The sequence below is a fragment of the Rhodovulum kholense genome (assembly GCF_003053725.1).
In the GTDB taxonomy this organism is placed as follows: domain Bacteria; phylum Pseudomonadota; class Alphaproteobacteria; order Rhodobacterales; family Rhodobacteraceae; genus Rhodovulum; species Rhodovulum kholense.
Map to the genome: position 1 here is coordinate 193,806 of NZ_QAYC01000001.1, position 23,158 is coordinate 216,963.

Below are 23,158 nucleotides of genomic sequence, written 5' to 3' on the forward strand. Positions count from 1 at the left end.
ATGGGTCCGGTCGTCTCGCGCGGGTCATTCGGCGGCGAGGCGGAAGACCGGCTCCATTTCGCCGAGCGCCTCGGCCGAGAGATGGCAGAGGATCCGGTGGCCGGAGCCAAGCTCGACCATCGGCGGCAACTCGCGCGCGCAGAGCCCGTTCGGCACCCGGTCCTTCCAGTGGCAGCGGGTCTGGAACGGGCAGCCCGGCGGCGGGTCGATGGCCGAGGGGACGTCGCCCTCCAGCACGATCCGGGTCTTCTCGACGCGGGTATCGGGGATCGGCACCGCCGACAGCAGGGCCTCGGTATAGGGGTGATAGGGCGGCGCGAAGACCTGGGCGGTGCTGCCGATCTCGACCACATGGCCGAGATACATCACCATCACCCGGTCGGCGAGATAGCGCACGATGGACAGGTCGTGCGAGATGAAGATCAGCGTGGTGCGGCGGGTCCGCTGGATGTCCATCAGCAGATCGGCCACCGCCGCCTGGACGCTGACATCAAGCGCCGAGACGGGCTCGTCCGCCACGACGATCCGCGCGCCGCCCGCGAAGGCGCGGGCGATGCCCACCCGCTGCTTCTGCCCGCCCGAGAGTTGGCGCGGCATGCGATCCGCGAAATCGCGCGGCAGCCGGACCAGATCGAGCAGCTCGAACATCCGCTCGCGCCGCGCCCGGCGGGTCGCGCCGACGCCGAAGACCTCGAGTGCGCGCAGGATCTGGCCGCCGACCCGCTTGGAGGGGTTCAGCGTGTCGAACGGGTTCTGGAACACCATCTGCAGATCGGCGACGGCGCGCGGCCCGCGCTTCTGGATCGGGGTTTCCTGCACCTCGCGGTCGTCCAGAAGCACCTGTCCGGCGGTCGCGGTCTCGAGCCCCAGCAGAACCTTGGCCAGCGTGGACTTGCCGCAACCGGATTCCCCCACGATGGCAAGGGTCTCGGATTGCCGGGCCTCGAAGCTGAGCGTTTCGTTGGCGCGCACCAGCTTGCGGCGGCGGCGCCCGAAGAGCCCGCCCGAGGAAACCTCGTAATACTTCCTCAGCCCCGAGACGGTCAGGACCGGCGCGCCCACCTCGCCGGGGGCTGTGGCCTCGGGGGCCGGTGGGCGGCTCTGCCAGTCGATCTCTTCGAACCGCAGACACCGCGCCTGATGGTCGTCGGCGCCGGGGACCGGCCGCATCGCAATGGCGGCGGCATCGCAAAGCCCCGCCTTGAAATGGGTGCAGCGCGGGCCGAAATTGCAGCCCCGGGGGCGATCCTGCGGCATCAGGAAACTGCCTGGAATGGTTTCCAGCGGGCGCGTGGTCTTGTCGGCCCCGGGCAGCGGGATCGACCGGAAAAGCGCCTGGGTATAGGGATGGCGCATCCGGTCGAAGACGTGGCGGACCGGGCCCTGTTCGACGGCCTCGCCGGAATACATCACGCAGATCCGGTCGCAGGCCTCGAGCACCAGACCCAGATTGTGCGAGATGAACAGCAGCGCGGTGCCGTATTTGCGGCCGAGCCCCTTCACCAGATCAACGATGGCGGCCTCTACGGTCACGTCGAGCGCGGTTGTGGGTTCGTCGAGGATCAGCAGGGCCGGGCGCGACATCAGCGCCATGGCGATCACGATCCGCTGCTGCTGGCCGCCGGACAACTGGTGCGGGTAGGCGTTCAGGATGCGGTCGGGGTCGGGCAGGCCGACATCGGCGACCATCTCGCGCGCCAGGTCCCGCGCCTCGGCGCGCGAGGCGCCGCGGTGCAGCCGGGGCACTTCCATCAGCTGGCGGCCGATGCGCAGCGCCGGATTGAGGCTGGCCATTGGCTCCTGATAGACCATCGCGATGTCGTTGCCGCGGATCCGGCGCAGCTCGGGCTCGGAGAGCGTGCCGAGATCGCGGCCGCGAAAGCGGATCGTGCCGCCGGTGATGCGGCCGGTGCGGCCGAGATCGCGCATGACGCCCAGTGCCACCGTGGATTTGCCGCAGCCGGATTCGCCCACCAGTCCCACCGCTTCGCCGGTGGCGACGGAGAGAGAGAAATCGGCGACGGCCGGGATGTCGCCCCGGCGGGTGGTGAAGGCAATCGAAAGCCGGTCGATCTCCAGAAGCGGCGCGGTCATCTGGCGGTTCCTTCGGCGCGGGGCGCGAATTTTCTGCGAAAATTCGTCATCGCGTCATTCCTTGAGGCTTTCCTCGCGGAGGCCATCCGCCAGCAAATTCAGCCCCAGCACGAGGCTCATGATCGCGACGGCCGGTACCAGTGGCGGAAACGGCACGAATTGCAGAAGCCCCCGCCCGGCATTGATCGAGGTGCCCCAGTCGGGGCTTTCGGGCGCAAGACCCAGGCCGAAGAACCCGAGCGTTCCCAGCAGGATGGTCGTATAGCCGATGCGCAGGCAGAAATCCACCAGAAGCGGCCCGCGCGCATTGGGCAGAATTTCCCACAGCATGATATACCAGGGGCCTTCGCCGCGGGTCTGGGCTGCGGCCACGTAATCGCGGGTGCGGATGTCGAGCGTCAGCCCGCGCACGATCCGGAAGACCGACGGGGCGTTGACGAAAACGACCGAGACGAAAACGATCAGCACGCCCGCAGGCATCGACACGATCCCCAAGGGATCGGCGTTCCAGGCAAGCCCGGCATAAAGCCAGCCGCCAAGCCCAAGCGTCGCCCCGATCAGGGCCGCGCGCAGGGGCGGCCGGGTGCGAAAGCGCGAATTCCACAGGATCGTGAGGAAGATCAGCGGGAAGAGGAAAAGCGCCCCGGCCATGTATGTGGGCACGCCCATCGCCACGATCTCGGGCGTCACCAGCAGGAAGAACAGCAGGATCACCGGAAAGGCCAGCACGAGGTTGGCCAGAAACGACAGCAGGATGTCGAGCCGTCCGCCCAGATAGCCCGCGGGCAGCCCGAGCGTGATCCCCACCATGAAGGCGAAGACGGTTGCGGCGGGCGCAATGGCCAGAACGACCCGCGCCCCGGCGACCGCTCGCGAAAAGACGTCGCGCGCAAGCGCGTCGCCGCCGAGAAGATAATAGCCATAGGCCGCGTCGCCTGGGGGGGGCAGGGGCGTGCCGGGGGGCTTGTTCTTCATCCCCGCAATGACGTCCGTGACCGGATCGAAGGGTGCGATCTGGTCGGCGAAGAGCGCGGCAAAGACCCAGAACATCACCAGCGCAAGTCCCACGGCGCCAGCCGGGTTGCCAAGCAGGTGACCGACCAGCCCCAGCCGCCGGCGGAAAAGAGCGACAAGCGCGAAGCTCGCCCCCAGCGACAGCCAGACCGGCCAGAGCCGGGTCGCGATCCGCCCGAGAATGCCCTTCGCGTCGGGCTGCACCAGCAATCCGCCGATCAGGAACGCCACGATCACCGCCGCCAGCGCCCAGAGCGACAGGCGCAGGAGCCCGCCCGTCAGCCGTGCGGCCCTGCCGGGGCCGGACCGCGACGCCTCGGGGCCCGGGCCCATGCGGTATCCGGCCAGCAGCGCCAGCGGATGGGCGAGCGCGGCCAGCGCCAGGGCGATCAGCGCGGCCTCGAGCGTGGGGACCAGCCAGGGGCCGAGCGCGCCGGTCCAGCTCAGAGGCTCCATCCCCGTCCCCTCATGCCACGCGGATCCGCGGGTTCAGAGCCGCATAGCCGATGTCGGACAGCAGTTGCGTCGCCAGCACGACGATCACCGCGACCACTGAAACCGCCAGCAGCAGGTCGATGTCGTTGTTCTGTGCGCCCTGCACCAGCGCGTCGCCGAAGCCCGGATAGACGAACAGCGACTCGACGATCACCACCCCGGTCAGGAGCCAGGGGAATTGCAGCATGATCACCGTGAAGGGCGCGATCAGCGCGTTCCGCAGCGCATGGCGCAGCACCACGGCCCGAAAGCTCAGCCCCTTCAGCCGGGCGGTGCGGATGTATTGCGCGGTCATCACCTCGGCCATCGAGGCCCGCGTCATCCGCGCGATATAGCCCATGCCGTAAAGCGCCACGGTCGCGACCGGCAGGGTGAAGTTCTGGAAGGTCGCGCCCTCGACCGCCGATTTCGCCGAACCCGTGAACCATTTCAGCCCGACCATCGACGAGGCGAAGATCGCGACGAAGATCACGCCCGAGACATATTCCGGCGTCGAGGTCGTCGCGATCGAGAGCGTCGAGAGCCCGCGGTCGAGCGCCGAGCCCTCGCGCATCCCGGCCAGTACGCCCACGATCAGCGCCAGCGGCACCATCGTCGCGAAGGCCCAGGCCATCAAGAGCCCCGTGCGCTGCAACCGCTCGGCGATCACCTCGGTCACGGGGCGGCGGAACTTGGTCGAATAGCCCCAGTCGCCTTGCAGTACGCCGCAAAAGCGCGGCACCTCTTCTGCGGCAAGCCCGGGATGGCCGCGCAGGCAGCGCCCTCCGATCGCCCGCCCATCCGCGTCGGTGGTCAGGGGCGCGGGCAGCACCCCCAGCCATTCGCCATAGCGCGTCAGCATCGGCGCGCCATAGCCGTTCCGGTCGATCCAGCTGGCGACCTCGGCATCGGTGATCCGCGCACCCGCCTGGGTCTTGGCCAGCTTTTCGAGGTTCGGTTGCAGGTTGGTCAGCAGGAAGACGATGAATGTCATGCTCAGCGCCGTCAGCGCCATGACCCCGAGCCGCCTGATGATGAACCCGGCCATGCCGTCCCCCGTCCGTCGCCTGCCGCCCTGTCCGGCCCACGGCCCGGATCAGGCCCAGCCCAGATGGTGGACGTTGATTTCGTATTTCGGATGCATCTCTATGTTCAGCACGCCCGGTTTGGCATGGCGGTACAGCGCGCGGAAATAGGGGATGATGGCGACGCCCTCGTCGACCATGATCCGTTCGAGCTTGGCCATCACCGCGCGCCGCTCGGTATCGTCGGCAATGGCGGTCGCCTGATCCAGGAGCGCGTCGAACTCGGCATTGCGAAAGCCGCATTCGTTCCAGGCGGCGGTCGAGCGATAGGCGAGGTTCAGCAGCTGGATGCCGGTTTCGCGATGCGCCCAGTTGGTCGAGGAGAACGGGTATTTGGTCCAGTCGTTCCAGAAGGTGGACCCCGGCAGAACCGTCCGGCGCACCTTGAAGCCCGCGTCGCGCAGCTGGGCCGCCACCGCGTCGGTGGTGTTCTTGCGATAATCGTCGTCGATCGACACCAGCTCGTGCTCGAAGTCCATCATCCCGGCCTCTTCCATCAGCCGGAGCGCCTCGGGGATGTCCTGCCGATGCGCCTCGATCTCGGCATAGTCGGGGTGCACGTCCGGCGCGACGTGGAAGTTGTTGCGCGATTCCCGGCCGCGGCCCGAAATGCCCAGCTCCAGCGGCACCGAATTGTCGATGGCCAGCGCCAGCGCCCGGCGCACGCGCACGTCGGCATAGGGGCGCAGGCCGTCGACCTCGGCCTCCTGGTTGGGGCGGATCACCACGGTCGAAGACGTACCGACCGAGCTTTCGACCCAGCCGAGCGCGGAAAAGATGTCGATGAAATCCGACACCGTCTCGTGGGTCACGTCGAACTCGTCGGCATCGGCCCCGGCCAGCCAGGCCGAGGGATCGGTGCCGTAGTCGAGAAACTCGATCCGGTCGAGCCAGGCGCCGTCGCCCCAATAGCTGTGCTCGGGATTGCGGACCAGCACGATGCGCTCGCCGACCTTGAACTCCTCGAACATGTAGGCGCCGGTGCCGATGCCGTGATCGGCGACCGAGGTGCCGATCTTGTCGCGATGCATCACCGCCGCCGGATAGTCGGCCATGCCGAACATCAGCGTGCCGTCGGGCCGCAAGAGGTGCAGCCGGACGGTCAGGTCGTCGACGATCTCGATGGCGCCTTCGGCCGCCTTGCCATCCTCGACCATCGCGGCCATCCGGGAGGGCATGGAATTGCCCTCGACCGAGGTGTCGCACCAGCCGTCGAGGTTCGCGGCAACATCCTTCGCGGTGAAGGGCTCGCCGGTGTTCCAGGTCACGCCGGGGCGGACGTGCAGGGTGTATTCGGTCGCGTCCTCATTGGCCTGCCAGCGTTCCAGCAGCATCGGGCGCAGCGTCCCGTCGCGCTTGAGTTCGGCCAGGTATTCGATGATGCCACGGGTTTCATTGGCCTTTTCCGACCAGTCATAGGTGCGCGGGTCGGCCAGTTCGCGGCAATCCATCTGGATCCTCAGCGTGCCGCCCCGCTGGGGCACGGTCTGGGCGCGGGCGGGTTCGGGCTGGCCGATCAGCGCATAGGCGGCGGCCGATGTCAGGCCCAGAGCCGTCGCCCGGCCCAGAAACTCGCGCCGGTCCATCAGACCCGCCCGATGCTCGCGGGCATACATCCGCGCGGCCGGGTGGGTCCGGTCGGACCGGGCGTCGGCGCGGCTGGAAGGCGTGGTCATGGCTCGGATCTCCCTGTCAGTGGCTTCAGGCCGGTCGTGCGGCGCCGGTCCCGGCTTTTCCTGCGTCCTGCCGGGGCCTGTCCCGGCGGGGTGTGTCGCGATCGCTTCTTTCAGGAAAGACGACATCCCTTCGCGATGCAACCCTTGGCCCGGTCGCCGTATGGGCCGACGGAGCCGCCGCCCTCGCCTAGTGGCCCTTCCGGAAGGTGGTGGGCGAGGCACCGGCGCGGGCCTGGAAGGCGCGGGTGAAATAGGCGGGCGAGGCATAGCCCAGGGCCGAGGCGATTTCCTTGATCGGGGCGCGGGTATCGGCCAGGAGCCGCTGCGCCTCGCTGATCTTGCGTTCGGCCAGCAGGTCCGAGGCGGTGCGCCCGCAGGTGCGGTTGCAGACCCGGGTCAGGTGGGTCGGCGTGACCCCCAGCTCGGCCGCGTAATCCGATACCGACTTGGCCGAGCGGAAGTCCTTTTCGACCAGCGCGGCAAAGCCCGAGGCCAGGCGGCGGGCCGAATCCGGACGGCGGGGCCCGTCTTCCTCGAGCAGGATCTGGCGGTCGAGCCAGACCGAGACCAGCCCGGCCAGATGGCGGATCGCGCGCTTGGATTCGGGGCGTCGGCCGTCAAGCTCGCGCTGCAGGCTTTCGACCAGGATCGTCAGCTCGGCCTGCACCGCCCCGTCGCGGATGCGCAGGTGATGCGGCCCGTCGGGCAGCTCCATGTCGGGCATGCCGGAAAAAACGATGGCGGTACCATAGACCTGGCTGGTCATCTCGAAGCCGTGCATGGTGTGCGCCGGGATGAAGACGGCGTTATGCGCGCCATAGCCGCGCGTCACGCCCCCCACGGTGATCCGGCCCTGGCCCTTGGTGATCCACAAGAGCTGCGGGGCGGAATAGCTGCGCATCGCTTCCACCCGCCACCGGCTTCCATTGGTCAGACGCGAAAACGGGATCAGGCGAAGTTCGGCAAAAAGCGACATTCAGGGAAATCCCGGGCAGCGTCGGGTCACGGCGGTTCGAACGGGGCAAGTCTGGTGCGATTCGGACCCTCGGTAAAGTGTCGCTGCGGTTGCAAAAGGGATGCCTGCCGCCCTGTGGCGCGGTTGCCGCGCGACGTGGCCCTCGACGCGATCTGCGGCTCAGCCCGCAGGCCAGCGCGGCCAGTGCCCCAGCCGCGACCGGAACCAGGTGCGCTGGCGCTTGGCATATTGGCGCGAGGCGATCTTGGCCGCTGCCACCGCCTCGGCCAGCGGCATCTCGCCCCGCAGATGCGCCACCAGATCGGGCGCGCCGATGGCCTTGGCCGACAGGAGGCCCGCATCCCAGCGGGGCAGGTTGGCCCGCACCTCGTCCAGCGCGCCTTCCGCGATCATCCGCTCGAAGCGCGCGTCGATCCGGGCGTTCAGCCAGTCGCGCCCGGCCTCGATCACCAGAGGCTGCGCGGCACTTAGCGGCAGCAGCGGGGGCGGGGTCTCGTCCTGCCAGGCGGCAAGTCCGCGGCCGGTTGCGCGCTGCACCTCCCAGGCGCGCTGGACACGGGCGGGATTGCGCCGGTCGATCCGGTCGAGCGTGGCGGGATCGAGCCCGGCCAGCAGCGCCTCGACCCCTTCGGCGGCCAGACGCCGGTCGGCCTCGGCGCGGATCTCGGGCGGGGTCGCCGGGATCTCGGCCAGACCCTCGGTCAGCGCGGTGAAGTAAAGCCCGGTGCCGCCGACGATGATGGGCCGGTCGGGGCCCTCCAGCAGCGGCGCCAGGTCGCGCAGCCAGTGGCCGACGGAATAGTCGGCATCGAAGGGAACATGGCCGTAAAGCGCATGCGGCACGCGGGCCTCTTCATCGGGCGTGGGGCGGGCGGTCAGTACCCGCCAGCCCTCGAAGACCTGCAACGCATCGGCATTGACGATGACGCCGCCCCGGGCCTCGGCGATGGCCAGCGCCAGCGCCGACTTGCCGCTGGCGGTCGGCCCCGCGATCAGAACCGGCCGGTCGGGGTCCAGATCGGGCAGCCCCGCTGCCCCGGTTCCGGTCCGATGGGCGTTGAACCCGTCCCGCTTTTCCGACATGGTGCCGCCCGACTGACATTCCTGAAAACAGAGGCAGACCATATGAGCGACGGCAGCGCCGATCAACCGAAGCCGGCCTATAACCGCGTGCTTCTGAAAATCTCGGGCGAAGCGCTGATGGGCGATCAGGGCTTCGGCCTGCACCCGCCGACGGTCGAGCGGATCGCCCGCGAGGTCAAGGCGGTGCGCGATCTGGGCGTCGAGATCTGCATGGTGATCGGCGGCGGCAACATCTTCCGCGGGCTGCAGGGCTCGGCCCAGGGGATGGAGCGCACGACCGCCGACTATATGGGCATGCTGGCGACCGTGATGAACGCGCTGGCGATGCAATCGGCGCTGGAGGGTCTCGGCGTCTTCTGCCGGGTCATTACCGCGATCCGCATGGACGAGGTGGCCGAGCCCTATATCCGCCGCCGCGCCGTGCGGCACCTGGAAAAGAAGCGCGTCATCATCTTCGCGGCTGGCACCGGGAACCCCTATTTCACGACCGATACCGCCGCCACGCTGCGCGCCAACGAAATGGCCTGCGAGGCGATCTTCAAGGGCACCAAGGTCGACGGGGTCTATGACAAGGACCCGGTCAAGCATGACGATGCCGTGCGCTATGACGAGATCACCTATGACGACTGTCTTGTGAAGAATCTCAAGGTGATGGACGCCTCGGCGATTGCGCTCGCCCGTGACAACGACCTGCCGATCATCGTCTTCAGTCTGGACGAGCCGGGCGGCTTCCGCGGCATCCTTGCCGGGCAAGGCACCTATACAATCGTGCACGGATAGCGGTATAGCAACCAAAACACGCGACTTCACGAGGCAACGGGAAGAAAGACCATGGCGGAAGACGAGCTGGACATCGACCTTGACGACCTGACCCGCCGGATGGACGGCGCGATGGCGTCGCTCAAGCACGAGTTTTCCTCGCTCCGGACGGGGCGCGCCTCGGCCAGCATGCTGGACCCGGTCATGGTCGAGGCATATGGCGCGCCGACGCCGATCAACCAGGTGGGCACCGTCAACGTGCCCGAGCCGCGCATGGTCACCATCAATGTCTGGGACAAGGCGATGGTGAACAAGGTCGAGAAGGCGATCATGGAATCGGGCCTCGGGATCAACCCGCAGACCAACGGCACCATCATCATGCTGCCGATCCCCGAGCTGAACGAAGAGCGCCGCCGCGAGTTGACCAAGGTCGCCGCCCAATATGCCGAACAGGCCCGCGTGGCCGTGCGCAACGTGCGCCGCGACGGCATGGAGCAGCTCAAGAAGGCCAAGGCCGCCGGCATGAGCGAGGATGACAACAAGATCTGGCATGATGAGATCCAGACCCTGACCGACAAGTACATCGCCCAGGTCGACAAGGCGCTCGAGACCAAGCAGCAGGAGATCATGCAGGTCTGACCCCGGTCGGACCCGCAGGATCGGAAAGGGGGCGGCGTGGCCGCGAAGGACAACAACCAGAGCGGACCCGCCCATGTCGCCGTCATCATGGACGGCAATGGCCGCTGGGCGCAGATGCGCGGGCGGCCGCGCCTTTTCGGCCATCAGGCCGGGGCGCGGCGCGTGCGCGAGATCGTCGAGGCCTGTCCCGATCTCGGCATCCGCTATCTGACGATCTTCGCCTTCTCGACCGAGAACTGGCGTCGGACCCAGGTCGAGGTGACCGGGCTGATGACGCTGTTTCGCCGCTACATCCAGAAAGAGGCCACGGCGCTTCTGGAGAAGGGCGTGCGGGTGCGGTTCATCGGCGACCGCGACCGGCTTGATCCCAAGCTTGTCGGCATGATGCACGCGCTGGAAGAGATCACCGCTGGCAACGAGCTGGTGAACCTGACGGTCGCCATCAACTATGGCGGCCGCGACGAGGTGGCGCGCGCCACCAAGCGGCTGGCGCGCGAGGTGGCGGCCGGGCGGCTCGACCCTGAGGACGTGGATGCGGAAACGCTGGCGCATTTCCTCGATACCTGCCTGCTGCCCGACCCCGATCTGGTGATCCGCACCTCCGGCGAGGCGCGGATCTCGAACTTTCTGCTGTGGCAGTCGGCCTATGCGGAATACGAATTCACGCCCGTGCTCTGGCCCGATTTCACGGCGGCGCATTTCGCCGAGATCGTCGGGAATTACAGCGCGCGCGAGCGGCGCTATGGAGCGGTTCTGAGCTGATGTCTGCGGGTGGGTCCTGGGAAGACCTGCTGCCCCGGCTGGGGTCGGCAGTGGTAATGGCGGCCGTCGGGATTCTGGCGGTCTGGCTGGGCGGGGTCTGGTTCACCGGGCTCGCCGCGCTGGTCTCGGGCACGATGGTCTGGGAACTGACGCGGATGATGGTGCCGGGCGCGGCCGGGCGGCTGCCGATCCAGATGGCGCTGGTCTCGGGGGCGGCGGTTTTCGTTGCCTGGCTCCTGCCGCCCTATGCGGCCTTCCCGCTGCTGGCCATTCCCTGCGTGATCGGCGCCTGGCAACTGCCGCGCGACCGAGGGCTTTATCTGGCCTTTGCCATGGCGATGCTGGTCACCGGCTACGGGCTGGCGACATTCCGCGCCGATCACGGTGTCGTCTGGCTCGTGTGGCTGATCCTCGTGGTGATCGCGACCGATGTTGCGGGCTATTTCGCGGGCCGCTTCATCGGCGGGCCCAAGTTCTGGCCGAAGGTCAGCCCCAAGAAGACCTGGTCCGGCATCCTGGGCGGCTGGTTCGCGGCGATGCTGATCGGTCTGATCTTCCTGACCTTCACCAATGCGGGGCCCGATCTGCCCTGGATCTCGATGCTTCTGTCTTTCGCCAGCCAGATGGGCGATGCCGCCGAAAGCGCGCTAAAACGCCGCGTCGGCGTGAAAGACAGCTCGTCGCTCTTGCCCGGCCATGGCGGATTGTTCGACAGGTTCGACGGTCTGCTGGGCGCCTCCCTGTTCATGCTTCTGGTGGCTCAGCTCGTCTACGTCCCTGAAGTGAGGTTCTGAACGGCATGCAACGACGGCGGATCACCGTATTCGGTGCGACCGGGTCTATCGGCGAGAACACCATCGACCTTCTGACCCGGCAGGGCGGGGCCGACAGCTATGACGTGGTGGCGCTGAGCGGCGGGCGAAACGTCAAGCGTCTGGCCGAGCAGGCCATCGCGCTGAAGGCCGACCTGGCCGTGACCGCCTTCGACGACTGTCTGGACGATCTGAGGGCCGCGCTGGCCGGATCGGGGGTTGAGGCGGCGGCGGGGCAGGCCGCTCTGATCGAGGCCGCGGCCCGGCCCGCCGACTGGATCATGTCGGCCATCGTGGGCTTTGCCGGGCTCGCGCCGGGGCTGAAGGCGCTGGAGCATGGCACGACGCTGGCGCTGGCGAACAAGGAAAGCCTGGTCGCCGCCGGGCCGCTGCTGCTGGGCGCCGCCGCGAAACACGGCGCGCGGGTCTTGCCGGTCGACAGCGAACATTCGGCTGTCTTTCAGGCGCTGGTGGGCGAGGATATGGCGGCGGTCGAGCGGGTGATCATCACCGCCTCGGGCGGCGCCTTCCGCGACTGGCCGATCGAGGATCTGGCCAAGGCGACGCCCGAACAGGCCTCGTCGCATCCGAACTGGGCGATGGGCCAGCGCATCACCATCGATTCCGCCTCGATGTTCAACAAGGGCATGGAGCTGATCGAGACCAAGGAATATTTCGGGATCGCGCCTTCCAAGATCGAGGCTCTGGTCCATCCGGAATCCCTGATCCACGCCATGGTGGGCTATCGCGACGGCGCGATCATGGCCCATGTCGGCCCGCATGACATGCGCCATGCCATCGGCTATGCGCTGAACTGGCCCGAGCGCGCGGCGCTGCCGGTCGAGCGGCTGGACCTCGCGAAGATCGGCCAGATGACCTTCCGCCCGGCCTGCGAGACGCGCTGGCCCGCGCTCAGGATCGCGCGCGAGGTGATGGAGGCGGGCGGCTATGCCGGGGCGGCCTTCAACGCGGGCAAGGAAGCCGCGCTTGATGCGTTTCTGGCGCGCGAGATCGGATTCACGCAAATGTCCGACGTGGTTGCGGCCGTGCTCGACCGGCTTTCGGCCGATGCCGGGCTGATGAAATCGGACCTCAGCCTTGAGAAAGTGCTGCATGTGGACCATCTCGCACGGGAAGAGGCCGCGCGGATCGTCCGGTCCCTGCAGCACTGAACAGAAATAGGCTGGACGTCTTGGATATTGCTTCGCTGATTCCCTCTTTCGGGAATGCCGCCTTTACCGTCGTTGCCTTCGTGGTGGCGCTGTCGGTCATCGTCACCGTCCATGAATACGGGCATTACATCGTCGGCCGCTGGACCGGGATCCGGGCCGAGGTGTTCTCGCTCGGCTTCGGGCCGGTTCTGGTCTCGCGGGTCGACCGGAGGGGCACCCGATGGCAGATCGCGGCGCTGCCGCTGGGCGGCTATGTGCGGTTCCTTGGCGATTCCGACGGTGCCAGCGGCAAGGACGCCGCCGCCATCGCGGGAATGGAAGCGGACGAAAGGCGCCACACCATGCACGGCGCGCCGCTCTGGGCGCGGGTGCTGACGGTGGCGGCGGGGCCGGTTTTCAACTTCGTGCTGTCGATTGCGGTCTTCGCGATGCTGGCGGTGGTCAGCGGGGTCGCGATCGAGCCGCCGACCGTCGGCAAGCTGCAGCCCTTGCCCGCGGCGCAATCGGCGCTGCGCGAGGGCGATACGATCCTCGCGATCGATGGCCGCGCGACGCCCGATTACACCGCCTTCTACGATGCCGTGGCGGCTCTGCCGGTCGACGGCGAAACCGCCTATCTGGTGCGCCGCGACGGGGTCGAGCAGGAGGTCGCCGGGCCCTATCCCTTCCCGCCGGTGGTTTCGGCGATCCAGCCGAAATCGGCGGCGATGGAGGTCGGGCTGAAGGAAGGCGACGTGATCACCGCCATCGACGGCCAGCCGATCCGCGCCTTCCGCCAGTTGCAGGACGTGGTGACCGCCTCGGAAGGCGCGCCCATCGCCCTGACCGTCTGGCGCGACGGCGAGACCTTGAGCTTTTCGCTGACGCCCAAACGGATGGACATGCCCGATCCCGAGGGCGGGTTCGAGACGCGCTGGCTGATCGGCATGACCGGCGGGCTGGCCTTTGAGCCCGCGACCCGGATGGCCGGGCCGCTGGAGGCCGTTTCCTACGGTGCGGACCAGCTGGGCTTCATCGTGACATCGAGCCTGTCGGGCCTGTATCACATGATCGCGGGCAAGATCAGTTCCTGCAACCTGTCGGGGCCGCTCGGCATCGCCGAATCCTCGGGCGCGGCCGCCAGCCAGGGGCTGGAAAGCTTCGTCTGGTTCATCGCCATGCTCTCGACCGCGGTCGGGCTTCTGAACCTCTTTCCGATCCCGGTGCTCGATGGCGGGCATCTGGTCTTCTACGCCTATGAGGCCGTGGTGGGGCGCCCGCCCAGCGACAAGGCCCTGAGGCTGCTGATGGCCGCCGGCTTCGCCCTGCTGATCGGGCTGATGGTCTTCGCGCTTACGAACGACATCTTCTGTCCCTGAGCCCGGCAGGGAGCCGCCTGCGCCCGCCGCGGGGCCGTGCCCGGGGCGCGCGAGCTGTGCCCCGCCGCCAAATTGATGCCCCATTCCCCGTCTAGCCTCCGGCCCAACGGTCGAATGCAAAGGCAGGACGGACATGACACAGGCAACGGGTCTGAACGGAATGGGCGAGGGGCACGGCACGCTGGTGCTGCTGTTCGATCTGAACTGGGATCGGTTGATCTTTCCCGCCGGGATCGCGCTGGCACTGATCGCGGGCAGCTATCTGGCCAGTTTCGCCCCGCTCTGAACCGTCTTCGGGGGCGGTCCGTGCCCCGTGCCCCGCAACGCTGTCAGCCTGCCCGCAGGGAGCGCTCTTCGGCGGCGGGGGATGCGGCCTCCGGGGCCGCGGTTGTCTGCGGCGCCGGGGCTGCGCCAGGCTCTGGCAGGACCGGCTGCCTTTCCCCGACAAGATCCTGTGAGGAAGCGCGGCAACGATCGGCCATTTTCCTGTCCTCGGCCTTTTGACAAAGCCCGGCCCGCAAGCTAGCAAGGCGGAAAGAAAACGTCACCTTGGGACGGGCACATGACCAAATCTTCGCAGGGATTTCTCGGCACCCGGCCGGGGGCGCGCAACCTCACCTTGTCGGCCGTCGCGGTCGCCGTGGGGCTTGGCGCGGGGGTGCCGCAGCTGGCCATGGCGCAAAGCTACAGCTTTTCCAATGTGCGCGTCGAAGGTAACGAGCGGGTCGATGCCTCGACCGTGGCGAGCTATGCCAACATCTCGCGGGGCGAAACGATCTCGGCGGCCCGTCTGAACGATGCCTACCAGGCCGTTGTCGACAGCGGCCTTTTCGAATCCGTCGAACTGGTGCCGCAGGGCGGGACGCTGGTCATCAAGGTCACCGAATATCCGACCGTCAACCGCATCAGCTTCGAGGGCAATGCCCGGATCAAGGACGAGGATCTGCAGAAGATCGTCCAGACCCAGTCGCGGCGGGTCTATTCGCCGTCCACCGCCGAAGCCGACGCCTCGGCCATCGCCGCCGCCTATGAACAGTCCGGCCGCATTGCCGCCACCGTTACGCCCCGCATCATCGAACGCTCCGACAACCGCGTCGATCTGGTCTTCGAGATCGCCGAAGGCGCCGTGGTCGAGATCGAGCGGATTTCGTTTGTCGGCAACCGCGCCTATTCCGAAGGCCGCCTGCGCCGGGCGCTGGGGACCAAGCAGGCGGGCCTGCTGCGCCGTCTGATCCGTTCGGATACCTTCGTCGCCGACCGGATCGAGTTCGACAAGCAGGTGCTGAAGGACTTCTATACCTCGCGCGGCTATGTCGATTTCCAGGTGCTGTCGGTCACGCCCGAACTGACCCGCAACCGCGACGCCTATCTGCTGACCTTCAATATCCGCGAGGGGCAGAAGTTCAATTTCGGCAAGATCACCACCTCGTCGGACCTGACCGAGGTCGATCCCGACGAGTTCCAGGCGGCGGCCCGGGTCAAGGAAGGCGATACCTACACGCCCTCGGCCATCGAGACGACGGTCGCCCGGATGGAACGGCTGGCGGTGCAGAAGGGGCTGAACTTCATCCGCATCACCCCGCGTGTCACCCGCAACGATCGCGACCTGACGCTGGATGTCGACTTCGTGGTCGAGCGCGGTCCGCGGCTTTTCGTCGAGCGCATCGACATCGAGGGCAACGCCACCACGCTGGACCGCGTGGTGCGGCGGCAGTTCAACACCGTCGAGGGCGACCCCTTCAACCCGCGCGAGATCCGGCAGACCGCCGACCGCATCCGCGCGCTCGGCTTTTTCTCGACCGCCGATGTCTCGGCGCGCGAGGGCACCAGCCCCGACCAGATGATCATCGACGTCAATGTCGAGGAACAGCCGACCGGGACGCTGTCCTTCGGCCTGAGCTATTCGCAGACCGACGGGGCGGGCGCCGCGCTTTCGTTCAGCGAAAACAACTTCCTCGGCCGCGGCCAGTACCTGAGCGCCCGGATCGACACCGGCACCGACAACGCGACCTCGCGGTTTGTCTTCATCGAGCCGGCTTTCCTAGGACGCGACGTGCGCTTCCGCTTCGGGGCCACCTATGCCCAGACCGATACCGGTAAATACGACAGCGAATACGAGACCCAGAAGATCGAGATCTCGCCCTCGCTGGAATTCCCGATCTCGGAAAACGGGCGGTTCGAGCTGCGCTATGCCATCGGCGAAAACACCTTCAAGAATTATGAGGGCGATTCCGACGTGCTGGCCCGCGAGGCCGACGATCCCGGCCAGACCTTCTCGAAGGTCGGCTACGGGTTTACCTACGACACCCGCCGCACCGGGCTCGACCCCAATTCGGGGATCGTGCTGAAGTTCAACCAGGACTATGCCGGGCTTGGCGGCGATCTTGAATTCATCGAGACCACGGCTCTGGCGGGCGTCCAGCGCATGGTCTGGAACGAAGAGGTCACGCTGCGCGCCGAGCTTGAGGGCGGGGCGCTGACCATGCTGGGCGATTCCGAAAGCCGGGTGACCGAACGCTACTTCCTGAACGGCAAGATGCGCGGTTTCGACGGCAACGGTCTTGGGCCCCGCGAAGGCGACGAGGCGTTGGGCGGCAACATGTATGCCGTCGCCCGGTTCGAGGCGGAATTCCCGCTGGGCCTGCCCGCGGAATATGGCATCACCGGCGGCCTCTTTGCCGATTTCGGCACGGTCTGGGGGCTGGACAATACCAGCACCTCCTCGGGTCCCGTCGATGACGACTTCCACCTGCGCTCGGCGGTGGGGGTGTCGCTCTTCTGGAAGACCCCGCTCGGCCCGCTGCGCTTCAACTTCTCGAAGGCGGTCATGAAAGAGGACTACGACGAAGAGCAGAACTTCGACTTCACGATCTCGACGAGGTTCTGAGCCGATGCGCCGGGCGGGTCGCGGATGGGCGCTGGCCGCCGCGGCGGCGCTTGGCCTTGCCGGTCCGGCGCTGGCGCAGGACGGGCGTCCGGTCTTTCTCAGCCCGATCCTGACGCTCGATCAGGACCGTCTGTTCCAGGACAGCGAGGCCGGTCAGGCGATCGAGCAGGCGCTTGAGGCCGAAGCCGCCGCCCTGGCCGCCGAGAACCGGCGGATCGAGAGCGAGCTTGTGGCCGAGGAACGCGCGCTGACCGAACAGCGCGCCACCGTGCCGCCTGACCAGTTCCGGCCGCTGGCCGAGGCCTTCGACACCAAGGTCGAAACGATCCGCGCCGCGCAGGAGCGCAAGGCGCGCGAGCTGACCCAGCGCCGCGAGGAGGAACGTCAGGACTTCTTCCGCAAGGCGCTGCCGGTTCTCGCCGAGATCGTGCGCGAGCGGGGGGCCGTCGCGGTTCTGGCCCGCGAGGCGGTGATCCTGTCGGCCGGTCAGGTCGACATCACCACGGACGCCATCGCGCTTCTGGACGAGCGGGTCGTGATCGGCCCCGATGGCGCACAATCGGAAGCGCCTGACGCCGCCGAAGATGCCCCCGCTACCCCGCCCGGGCCCGCGTCGCCGGGGGCGGCCGCGCCGTCCGAGCCTCCGTCGCCGGGGTCCGCCTCGCCGGACGAGCCGGCCGGACGCGGCGACTAGGCGTCGCTTGTCTCGGATCGGACGAGTTGATACTGCGCTCCGTACCGCGTGAAGAGAGCATATTCGCAATGTGCAAGGAGACAGGCTCGATGTCCGACAGTCAGGTCCTTGAGGCCGATATCGACGAAATCCAGAAGATTTTGCCGCACCGCTATCCGTTTCTGATGATCGACCGGGTGACGGACATCGTCCCGGGCCAGAGCGCCGTCGGGATCAAGAACGTTTCGATCAACGAGCCGCATTTCCAGGGACATTTCCCGTCGAAGCCGATCATGCCCGGGGTCCTGATCGTCGAAGCCATGGGCCAGACCGGCGGGGTTCTCGTCGGCAAGTCGGTGGACCTGTCCGAAGACGACCTGCTGGTCTATTTCATGGCGATGGACAAATGCAAGTTCCGCCGGATGGTCGTCCCGGGCGACAGGCTGGAACTGCATGTGACGGTCAAGCGCGGCGGGTCGAAGAAGGTCAAGATCTGGAAATTCGAAGGTGTCGCCAAGGTCGGCGACGAGATCGCGGCCGAAGCCGAATTCACCGCGATGATGGACATCAACCCGGAGTAAGCCCCCATGGCGATCGACCCCAGCGCCACGATCCACCCCTCGGCCCTTGTCGAGGACGGTGCCGAGATCGGCCCCGGGGCCACGGTCGGCCCGTTCTCGGTGATCGGGCCGAAGGTCCGGCTTGGCCCGGGCGTGGTGGTCAAAAGCCACGCGGTGGTGACCGGGCTGACCGAGATCGGCGAGGGGACGGTGATCTTTCCCTTCGCCAATATCGGCGACATCCCGCAGGACCTGAAATACCGTGGCGAGGAAACCCGGCTGATCGTGGGCAAGCGCAACCGCATCCGCGAGGCGGTGACCATGAACACCGGCACCGAGGGCGGCGGCGGCATCACCCGGGTCGGCGACGATTGCCTGTTCATGACCGGCAGCCATGTCGGACATGACGTGCAGGTCGGCAATGGCGTGATCGTGGCCAATCACGCGGCCTTTGCCGGGCATTGCATCATCGGCGACAATGTCGTCATCGGCGGGCTCGCGGGTATCCATCAATGGGTGCGGATCGGGCAGGGTGCGATCATCGGCGCGCTGACCATGGTCACCAATGACGTGATCCCCTTCGGTCTGGTGCAGGGGCCGCGCGGCGTGCTGGACGGGCTGAACCTTGTCGGGCTCAAGCGCCGCGGCGTCGCGCGCGAGGACATCGCGGCGCTTCGGGCGGCCTTCCAGCATCTGGCAGAGGGCGAGGGCACCTTCCATGAACGCGCGCGCCACCTGGCCGAGACCGCCGACAGTGCCTATGTGCGCCAGATGGTCGAATTCGTGCTGGCCGATACCGACCGGTCCTTCCTGACGCCGAAACCCTGACGACGCGCCTGGAAAGGCCCAGACCGGAGCGAGGAGCGACCCGATGCCCGAGACTTCCCCCGAGACCGTTCCCGGAACCACGGCCCTGATCGCCGGGGGCGGCGCGCTGCCCGCGCATCTTGCCCGCGCCATGGAGGCCGCGGGAATCCCCTTCCTGATCGCCCAGATCGAGGGCTTCGCGATGGACGAGGCCGACCGCTGGCCCGTCGAAACCTTCGCGCTGGAACGTCTGGCGGTGCTGTTCGATCTGCTGCACGGTCGTGGCGTGACCCGGGTGGTGCTGGCCGGCACGATCCGGCGGCCCCGGCTCGACCCCGAGCGGATCGACCCGCGCACCGCCCAGCTTCTGCCGCGCATCCTGCCCTATCTGGCGCAGGGCGATGACGGTCTCTTGCGCGCGGTGATCGCGCTGTTCGAGGACGACGGGTTTGCCGTCGTCGGCGCCGATGCGGTCGCGCCCGATCTGCTGCCCGCGCCGGGCGTTCTGACCGGGGTCGCGCCCTCGAAAGCCGACGAGAAGGATGCGGCCCGCGCCGCCGCCATCGTCGAGGGTCTCGGCGCGGTCGATGTCGGGCAGGGCGCGGTGGTGGCGCAGGGGCTGTGCCTCGCGGTCGAGACGCTGCCCGGAACCGATGCGATGCTGGCCTTTGTCGCCGAGGCTGCGGCGGGCTGCCGACCCGACCCCAAGGGCGCGCGGGGCGTCGTCTACAAGGCGCCGAAGCCCCGGCAGGACCGCCGGGTCGATCTGCCCGCCATCGGGCCCGCGACGATCGAGGCCGCCCATCGCGCGGGGCTGGCCGGGATCGTGCTGGAGGCGGGCGGCGTGATGGTTCTGGATCGTCCAGAAACCGTTGCGCGGGCCGAGGCGCTGGGGGTCTTCCTCTGGGTCCGGGAGCCGTGACGCGGCTTTTCTTCATCGCGGGCGAGCCTTCGGGCGATGCGCTCGGGGCGGCGCTGATCGCCGGGCTGAAAGAGCTTGATCCGGGGCTCGAAATCCACGGGGTGGGCGGGCCGCTGATGCAGGCCGAGGGGCTGGAGAGCCTCTTTCCGATGGACGAGCTGTCGGTGATGGGCATCGCCGAGGTGCTGCCGCGCTATGCGGCACTGATGCGGCGGATCAAGGAATGCGCGGCCGAGGTCGTGCGTCTGTCGCCCGACGCGCTGGTGACCATCGACAGCCCGGATTTCTGCCTGCGGGTGGCGCGCCGGGTCAAGGCGCAAAGCCATGTGCGCACGGTCCATTACGTGGCGCCGACGGTCTGGGCCTGGCGGCCGGGGCGGGCGGCGCGGATGGCCGAGGCGGTCGATCAGGTGCTGGCGCTGTTCCCGTTCGAGCCGCCCTATATGGAAGCCGCCGGGATGCGTTGCGATTTCGTCGGGCATCCGGTGGTGGCCCAGCCCCGCGCCTCGGACCAGGAGGCCCGCGCCTTCCGCGATCGGCACGGCATCGCGGCCGACGCGCCGCTCTGCCTCGTGCTGCCGGGGTCGCGCGCGGGCGAGGTCGACCGTCTGGCGCCGGTCTTCGGCACGGCCCTGCAGACGGTCGCGGCCCAGCATCCGGGGCTGCGCGTCGTGGTGCCGACGACGGCGGGCGTGGCCGAGCGGGTCGCGGGCCTGACCGCCGCCTGGCCCGGCGCGCCGGTGCTGATCGACCCGCGCGCCGACGGCAGTGCCGCGGCTGCCGCCAAGCGCGCCGCCTTCGCCGCGGCCGATCTGGCGCTGGCCGCCTCGGGTACCGTGTCGCTGGAACTGGCCGCGTCGGAAACGCCCATGGTCATCGCCTATGACATGAACTGGCTCAGCCGGCAGATCATCTGGCGGATGGTGCGGCTCGATACCGTGACGCTAGTCAATATCGTCAGCGAGACCCGCGCGGTTCCCGAATTTCTGGGCGAGGCCTGCCAGCCCGGCCCGATTGCCGCGGCGCTGTGCCTGCTGCTGGAGGACCCGGCCTACCGCGCGCCCCAGATCGAGGCGATGCGCGTCACGATGGAGCGGCTCGGCCAAGGCGGCGAGGCGCCGGGGCGGCGTGCCGCGCGCGCGGTGCTGGACGGTCTGGCGACAGCGCGGCGGGGCTGACCCGGCTCAGGGCGCCTCGACGATCCCCTGCATCCGCGTCAGCACCTCTGGCATCGTGCTTTGCACCAGCTCGATGATCTGCGGCTGCTGCGCGTTCAGCACCTTGGGCAGCTTCTGCATGACCGACCGGCCCTCGGGCGTGGCGTAGAAATCGCGCAGCGCCTCGATTTCGTCCAGCGTCATCAGATCGGCCATCAGCTCGTCCTGCGACAGCATCAGCGCGCGCAGCCGGTCGGTATAGATCTCGGCATAAAGCGCCTCGATCCGCGACAGTTGCGACGGGGTCAGGCGGGTGCCGCCAGCCTCGATGCTGGACACCGCCGGGCGCCACATCGAGCGCACGATTTCCTCGAGATCCATGTCGGCCACGGCGCGCTGGACATAGTCATGGGCCGCCTCCAGCCGGTCTTGGCGGGTTTCGTCTGCCCAAAGCGGCGCGGCGAGGACAAGCCCGGCAAGGGCAATGACAAGGGCAGGGCGCATCCGCTGGGTCTCCGTTCGATCCGCTTCGCGCTCAGGATGCAGGGCGGGCGCGGGGGGCTCAACCCCGATTCGCGCCGCGCCAGATCCAGCCGCCTCCCAGAACCCGGCTGCCCCCGGTTTCATAAAGCACGCAGGCCTGCCCGGGGCTCACACCCTCTTCGGGGGTCAGCAGCTCGACCTCGGCCTCGGTCTCGGACAGCGGTCGCAGGATCGCCGCGCGCGGCGGCCGGGTCGAGCGCACCTTGACCGAGACCTCCCATTCGGGCCGCGAGGTCAGGGGGGCATCGCCCAGCCAGTTGATTTCGCGGACCGGAACGATGCGGGTCGACAGCATTTCCTTTGGGCCGACCACGACCTGCCGCGCATCGACATCGAGCCGTACCACATAAAGCGGTTCGTCGAGCCCGCCGATCCCCAGCCCGCGGCGCTGGCCGATGGTGTAATGGATCACGCCCTTGTGGGTGCCCAGCACCCGGCCATCGGCATGGACGATCTCGCCCGGTTCGGCGGCACCCGGGCGCAGCTTTTCGATCACCGAGGCATAGTTGCCCTCGGGCACGAAGCAGATGTCCTGGCTGTCGGGCTTGTCCGCGACCGGCAGCCCGTATTTCGCGGCCAGCGCCCGGGTCGCGTCCTTGTTGGGCAGGTGCCCCAGCGGGAATCGCAGATAATCAAGCTGGTCGGGCGTGGTCGAGAACAGGAAATAGGACTGGTCGCGCGCCGGATCGGCCGCGCAATGCAACTCGGCCCCGTTCGGCCCCAGCTTGCGCTGGATGTAATGACCGGTCGCCATGCAGTCGGCGTCCAGATCCTTGGCCGTCGCCAGCAGGTCGCGAAACTTGACCCGCTCGTTGCAGCGGATGCAGGGCACCGGGGTCGCGCCCGCCAGGTAGCTGTCGGCGAATTCCTCGATCACCGCATCGCGGAAGACGTTTTCATAATCGAGCACATAGTGCGGAAAGCCCACGCTTTCGGCCACCCGGCGGGCATCGTGGATGTCGCGCCCCGCGCAGCAGGCCCCCTTCTTGGCCAGGGCCGCGCCATGGTCGTAAAGCTGCAAGGTGATTCCCACCACGTCATAGCCTTCCTCGGCCAGCATCGCGGCCACAACCGAACTGTCCACGCCGCCGGACATCGCGACCAGCACGCGGGTTTCGGAAACGGGCTTTGCAAAGCCCAGCGAGTTCAGAGCGCGCGGGGCGCCGTCGCGTGGCATCGTGGGAACTCCAGGGAACAAGTCTCGGGCAATATAGGAAAATGCGAGATACTCTCAAGACCCGCCTTCACCCACCTTTAAGCAGGAAAACGCCACCCTCGCGCCGGATTTGCAAGGGATAAGTAGCCATGTTCCTGAAACGTATCGACGGGCCCCGCACCGTCTCCTTGCCTGATGGCACCACCATGAGCCGCGCCGACCTTCCCCCGGTCGACACCCGACGCTGGGTGGCCAGCCGCAAGGCGGCCGTGGTCAAGGCGGTCGCCGCGGGCCTGATCTCCGAGGAGGAGGCGCTTGATCGCTACACCCTGTCCGCCGAGGAATTTTCCAGCTGGAAGAAAGCCGTACGCGAGTTCGGGATCGCCGGGCTCAAGGTCACGTCGCTCAAATCCACCCGCCGGACAGAGCTTTGAGGACGGTCGAGTCGAATTGCTTCTAGACAACCTCAAATTGTAAATGCTAGGGTAAATGTTAAGGTAACGTGCAATTAACCATTGTTCGTCAGGGTGCGACAAAGTTCGACGGTAC

22 protein-coding genes are annotated in these 23,158 nt (G+C 67.7%); 14 read left to right on the plus strand and 8 right to left on the minus strand.

The window, feature by feature from the left end:
- Positions 1-24 precede the first annotated feature (24 nt).
- From C8N38_RS00910 to miaA, 6 genes are all read right to left on the minus strand, one after another.
- Positions 25-2,094: a dipeptide ABC transporter ATP-binding protein gene (locus tag C8N38_RS00910; protein WP_108023006.1), complete on the minus strand. Its 2,070-nt coding sequence runs from the start codon at positions 2,092-2,094 to the stop codon at positions 25-27.
- A 54-nt stretch (positions 2,095-2,148) separates the two neighbouring features.
- Positions 2,149-3,564, minus strand: coding sequence for an ABC transporter permease (locus C8N38_RS00915; protein WP_108023008.1), 1,416 nt, complete (start codon positions 3,562-3,564; stop codon positions 2,149-2,151).
- Positions 3,565-3,574: 10 nt separating this feature from the next.
- A complete protein-coding gene (locus C8N38_RS00920; protein ID WP_108023010.1) occupies positions 3,575-4,630 on the minus strand; it encodes an ABC transporter permease in 1,056 nt (351 codons plus the stop codon).
- A gap of 48 nt (positions 4,631-4,678) precedes the next feature.
- Positions 4,679-6,343 (minus strand): ABC transporter substrate-binding protein, encoded by a 1,665-nt coding sequence (locus C8N38_RS00925; protein WP_108023012.1) that lies wholly within the window; start codon positions 6,341-6,343, stop codon positions 4,679-4,681.
- A 187-nt stretch (positions 6,344-6,530) separates the two neighbouring features.
- Positions 6,531-7,319, minus strand: coding sequence for an AraC family transcriptional regulator (locus C8N38_RS00930; protein WP_108023014.1), 789 nt, complete (start codon positions 7,317-7,319; stop codon positions 6,531-6,533).
- A gap of 159 nt (positions 7,320-7,478) precedes the next feature.
- A complete protein-coding gene (gene miaA / locus C8N38_RS00935; protein WP_108023016.1) occupies positions 7,479-8,402 on the minus strand; it encodes a tRNA (adenosine(37)-N6)-dimethylallyltransferase MiaA in 924 nt (307 codons plus the stop codon).
- Positions 8,403-8,444: 42 nt separating this feature from the next.
- Between miaA and pyrH the strand changes: the two genes are divergently transcribed.
- From pyrH to lpxB, 13 genes are all read left to right on the plus strand, one after another.
- On the plus strand, positions 8,445-9,182 hold the full coding sequence (gene pyrH, locus C8N38_RS00940) for a UMP kinase (protein ID WP_075785846.1): 738 nt from the start codon (positions 8,445-8,447) through the stop codon (positions 9,180-9,182).
- Between the two features lie 51 nt (positions 9,183-9,233).
- Positions 9,234-9,800: a ribosome recycling factor gene (frr, locus tag C8N38_RS00945; RefSeq protein ID WP_108023018.1), complete on the plus strand. Its 567-nt coding sequence runs from the start codon at positions 9,234-9,236 to the stop codon at positions 9,798-9,800.
- A gap of 36 nt (positions 9,801-9,836) precedes the next feature.
- Positions 9,837-10,562, plus strand: coding sequence for a polyprenyl diphosphate synthase (gene uppS / locus C8N38_RS00950; protein ID WP_425439997.1), 726 nt, complete (start codon positions 9,837-9,839; stop codon positions 10,560-10,562).
- Positions 10,562-11,356 carry a phosphatidate cytidylyltransferase gene (locus tag C8N38_RS00955; RefSeq protein WP_108023020.1) on the plus strand — a complete coding sequence of 265 codons (795 nt, stop codon included), beginning with the start codon at positions 10,562-10,564 and terminating at the stop codon, positions 11,354-11,356. Before uppS ends, C8N38_RS00955 begins: the two co-directional genes overlap by 1 nt.
- A 5-nt stretch (positions 11,357-11,361) precedes the next feature.
- The gene (gene dxr, locus C8N38_RS00960) at positions 11,362-12,546 is read left to right on the plus strand and encodes a 1-deoxy-D-xylulose-5-phosphate reductoisomerase (protein ID WP_108023022.1); all 1,185 of its coding nucleotides are present in this window, start codon (positions 11,362-11,364) and stop codon (positions 12,544-12,546) included.
- Between the two features lie 20 nt (positions 12,547-12,566).
- Positions 12,567-13,904 carry an RIP metalloprotease RseP gene (gene rseP, locus C8N38_RS00965; protein ID WP_108023024.1) on the plus strand — a complete coding sequence of 446 codons (1,338 nt, stop codon included), beginning with the start codon at positions 12,567-12,569 and terminating at the stop codon, positions 13,902-13,904.
- Between the two features lie 133 nt (positions 13,905-14,037).
- Complete coding sequence (locus tag C8N38_RS21330; protein WP_158272269.1) at positions 14,038-14,190, plus strand: hypothetical protein; 153 nt, start codon at positions 14,038-14,040, stop codon at positions 14,188-14,190.
- A 276-nt stretch (positions 14,191-14,466) separates the two neighbouring features.
- The gene (gene bamA / locus C8N38_RS00970) at positions 14,467-16,791 is read left to right on the plus strand and encodes an outer membrane protein assembly factor BamA (RefSeq protein WP_108023026.1); all 2,325 of its coding nucleotides are present in this window, start codon (positions 14,467-14,469) and stop codon (positions 16,789-16,791) included.
- A 4-nt stretch (positions 16,792-16,795) separates the two neighbouring features.
- The gene (locus C8N38_RS00975; protein ID WP_108023028.1) at positions 16,796-17,485 is read left to right on the plus strand and encodes an OmpH/Skp family outer membrane protein; all 690 of its coding nucleotides are present in this window, start codon (positions 16,796-16,798) and stop codon (positions 17,483-17,485) included.
- An 89-nt stretch (positions 17,486-17,574) separates the two neighbouring features.
- The gene (fabZ, locus tag C8N38_RS00980) at positions 17,575-18,045 is read left to right on the plus strand and encodes a 3-hydroxyacyl-ACP dehydratase FabZ (RefSeq protein WP_108023684.1); all 471 of its coding nucleotides are present in this window, start codon (positions 17,575-17,577) and stop codon (positions 18,043-18,045) included.
- A gap of 6 nt (positions 18,046-18,051) precedes the next feature.
- Complete coding sequence (gene lpxA / locus C8N38_RS00985) at positions 18,052-18,852, plus strand: acyl-ACP--UDP-N-acetylglucosamine O-acyltransferase (protein ID WP_108023030.1); 801 nt, start codon at positions 18,052-18,054, stop codon at positions 18,850-18,852.
- A gap of 43 nt (positions 18,853-18,895) precedes the next feature.
- A complete protein-coding gene (locus tag C8N38_RS00990; protein ID WP_108023032.1) occupies positions 18,896-19,753 on the plus strand; it encodes an LpxI family protein in 858 nt (285 codons plus the stop codon).
- Positions 19,750-20,931, plus strand: coding sequence for a lipid-A-disaccharide synthase (lpxB, locus tag C8N38_RS00995; protein WP_108023034.1), 1,182 nt, complete (start codon positions 19,750-19,752; stop codon positions 20,929-20,931). The genes C8N38_RS00990 and lpxB overlap by 4 nt, the downstream gene beginning before the upstream one ends.
- Positions 20,932-20,937: 6 nt before the next feature.
- Here the strand turns inward: lpxB and C8N38_RS01000 are convergent, their stop codons facing one another.
- Both C8N38_RS01000 and mnmA read right to left on the minus strand, forming a co-directional pair.
- Positions 20,938-21,414 (minus strand): DUF2059 domain-containing protein, encoded by a 477-nt coding sequence (locus C8N38_RS01000; RefSeq protein ID WP_158272270.1) that lies wholly within the window; start codon positions 21,412-21,414, stop codon positions 20,938-20,940.
- A gap of 58 nt (positions 21,415-21,472) precedes the next feature.
- A complete protein-coding gene (gene mnmA / locus C8N38_RS01005) occupies positions 21,473-22,630 on the minus strand; it encodes a tRNA 2-thiouridine(34) synthase MnmA (protein ID WP_108023038.1) in 1,158 nt (385 codons plus the stop codon).
- 128 nt (positions 22,631-22,758) lie between these two features.
- Between mnmA and sciP the strand changes: the two genes are divergently transcribed.
- Positions 22,759-23,043 (plus strand): CtrA inhibitor SciP, encoded by a 285-nt coding sequence (sciP, locus tag C8N38_RS01010; RefSeq protein WP_108023040.1) that lies wholly within the window; start codon positions 22,759-22,761, stop codon positions 23,041-23,043.
- Positions 23,044-23,158: the final 115 nt, after the last annotated feature.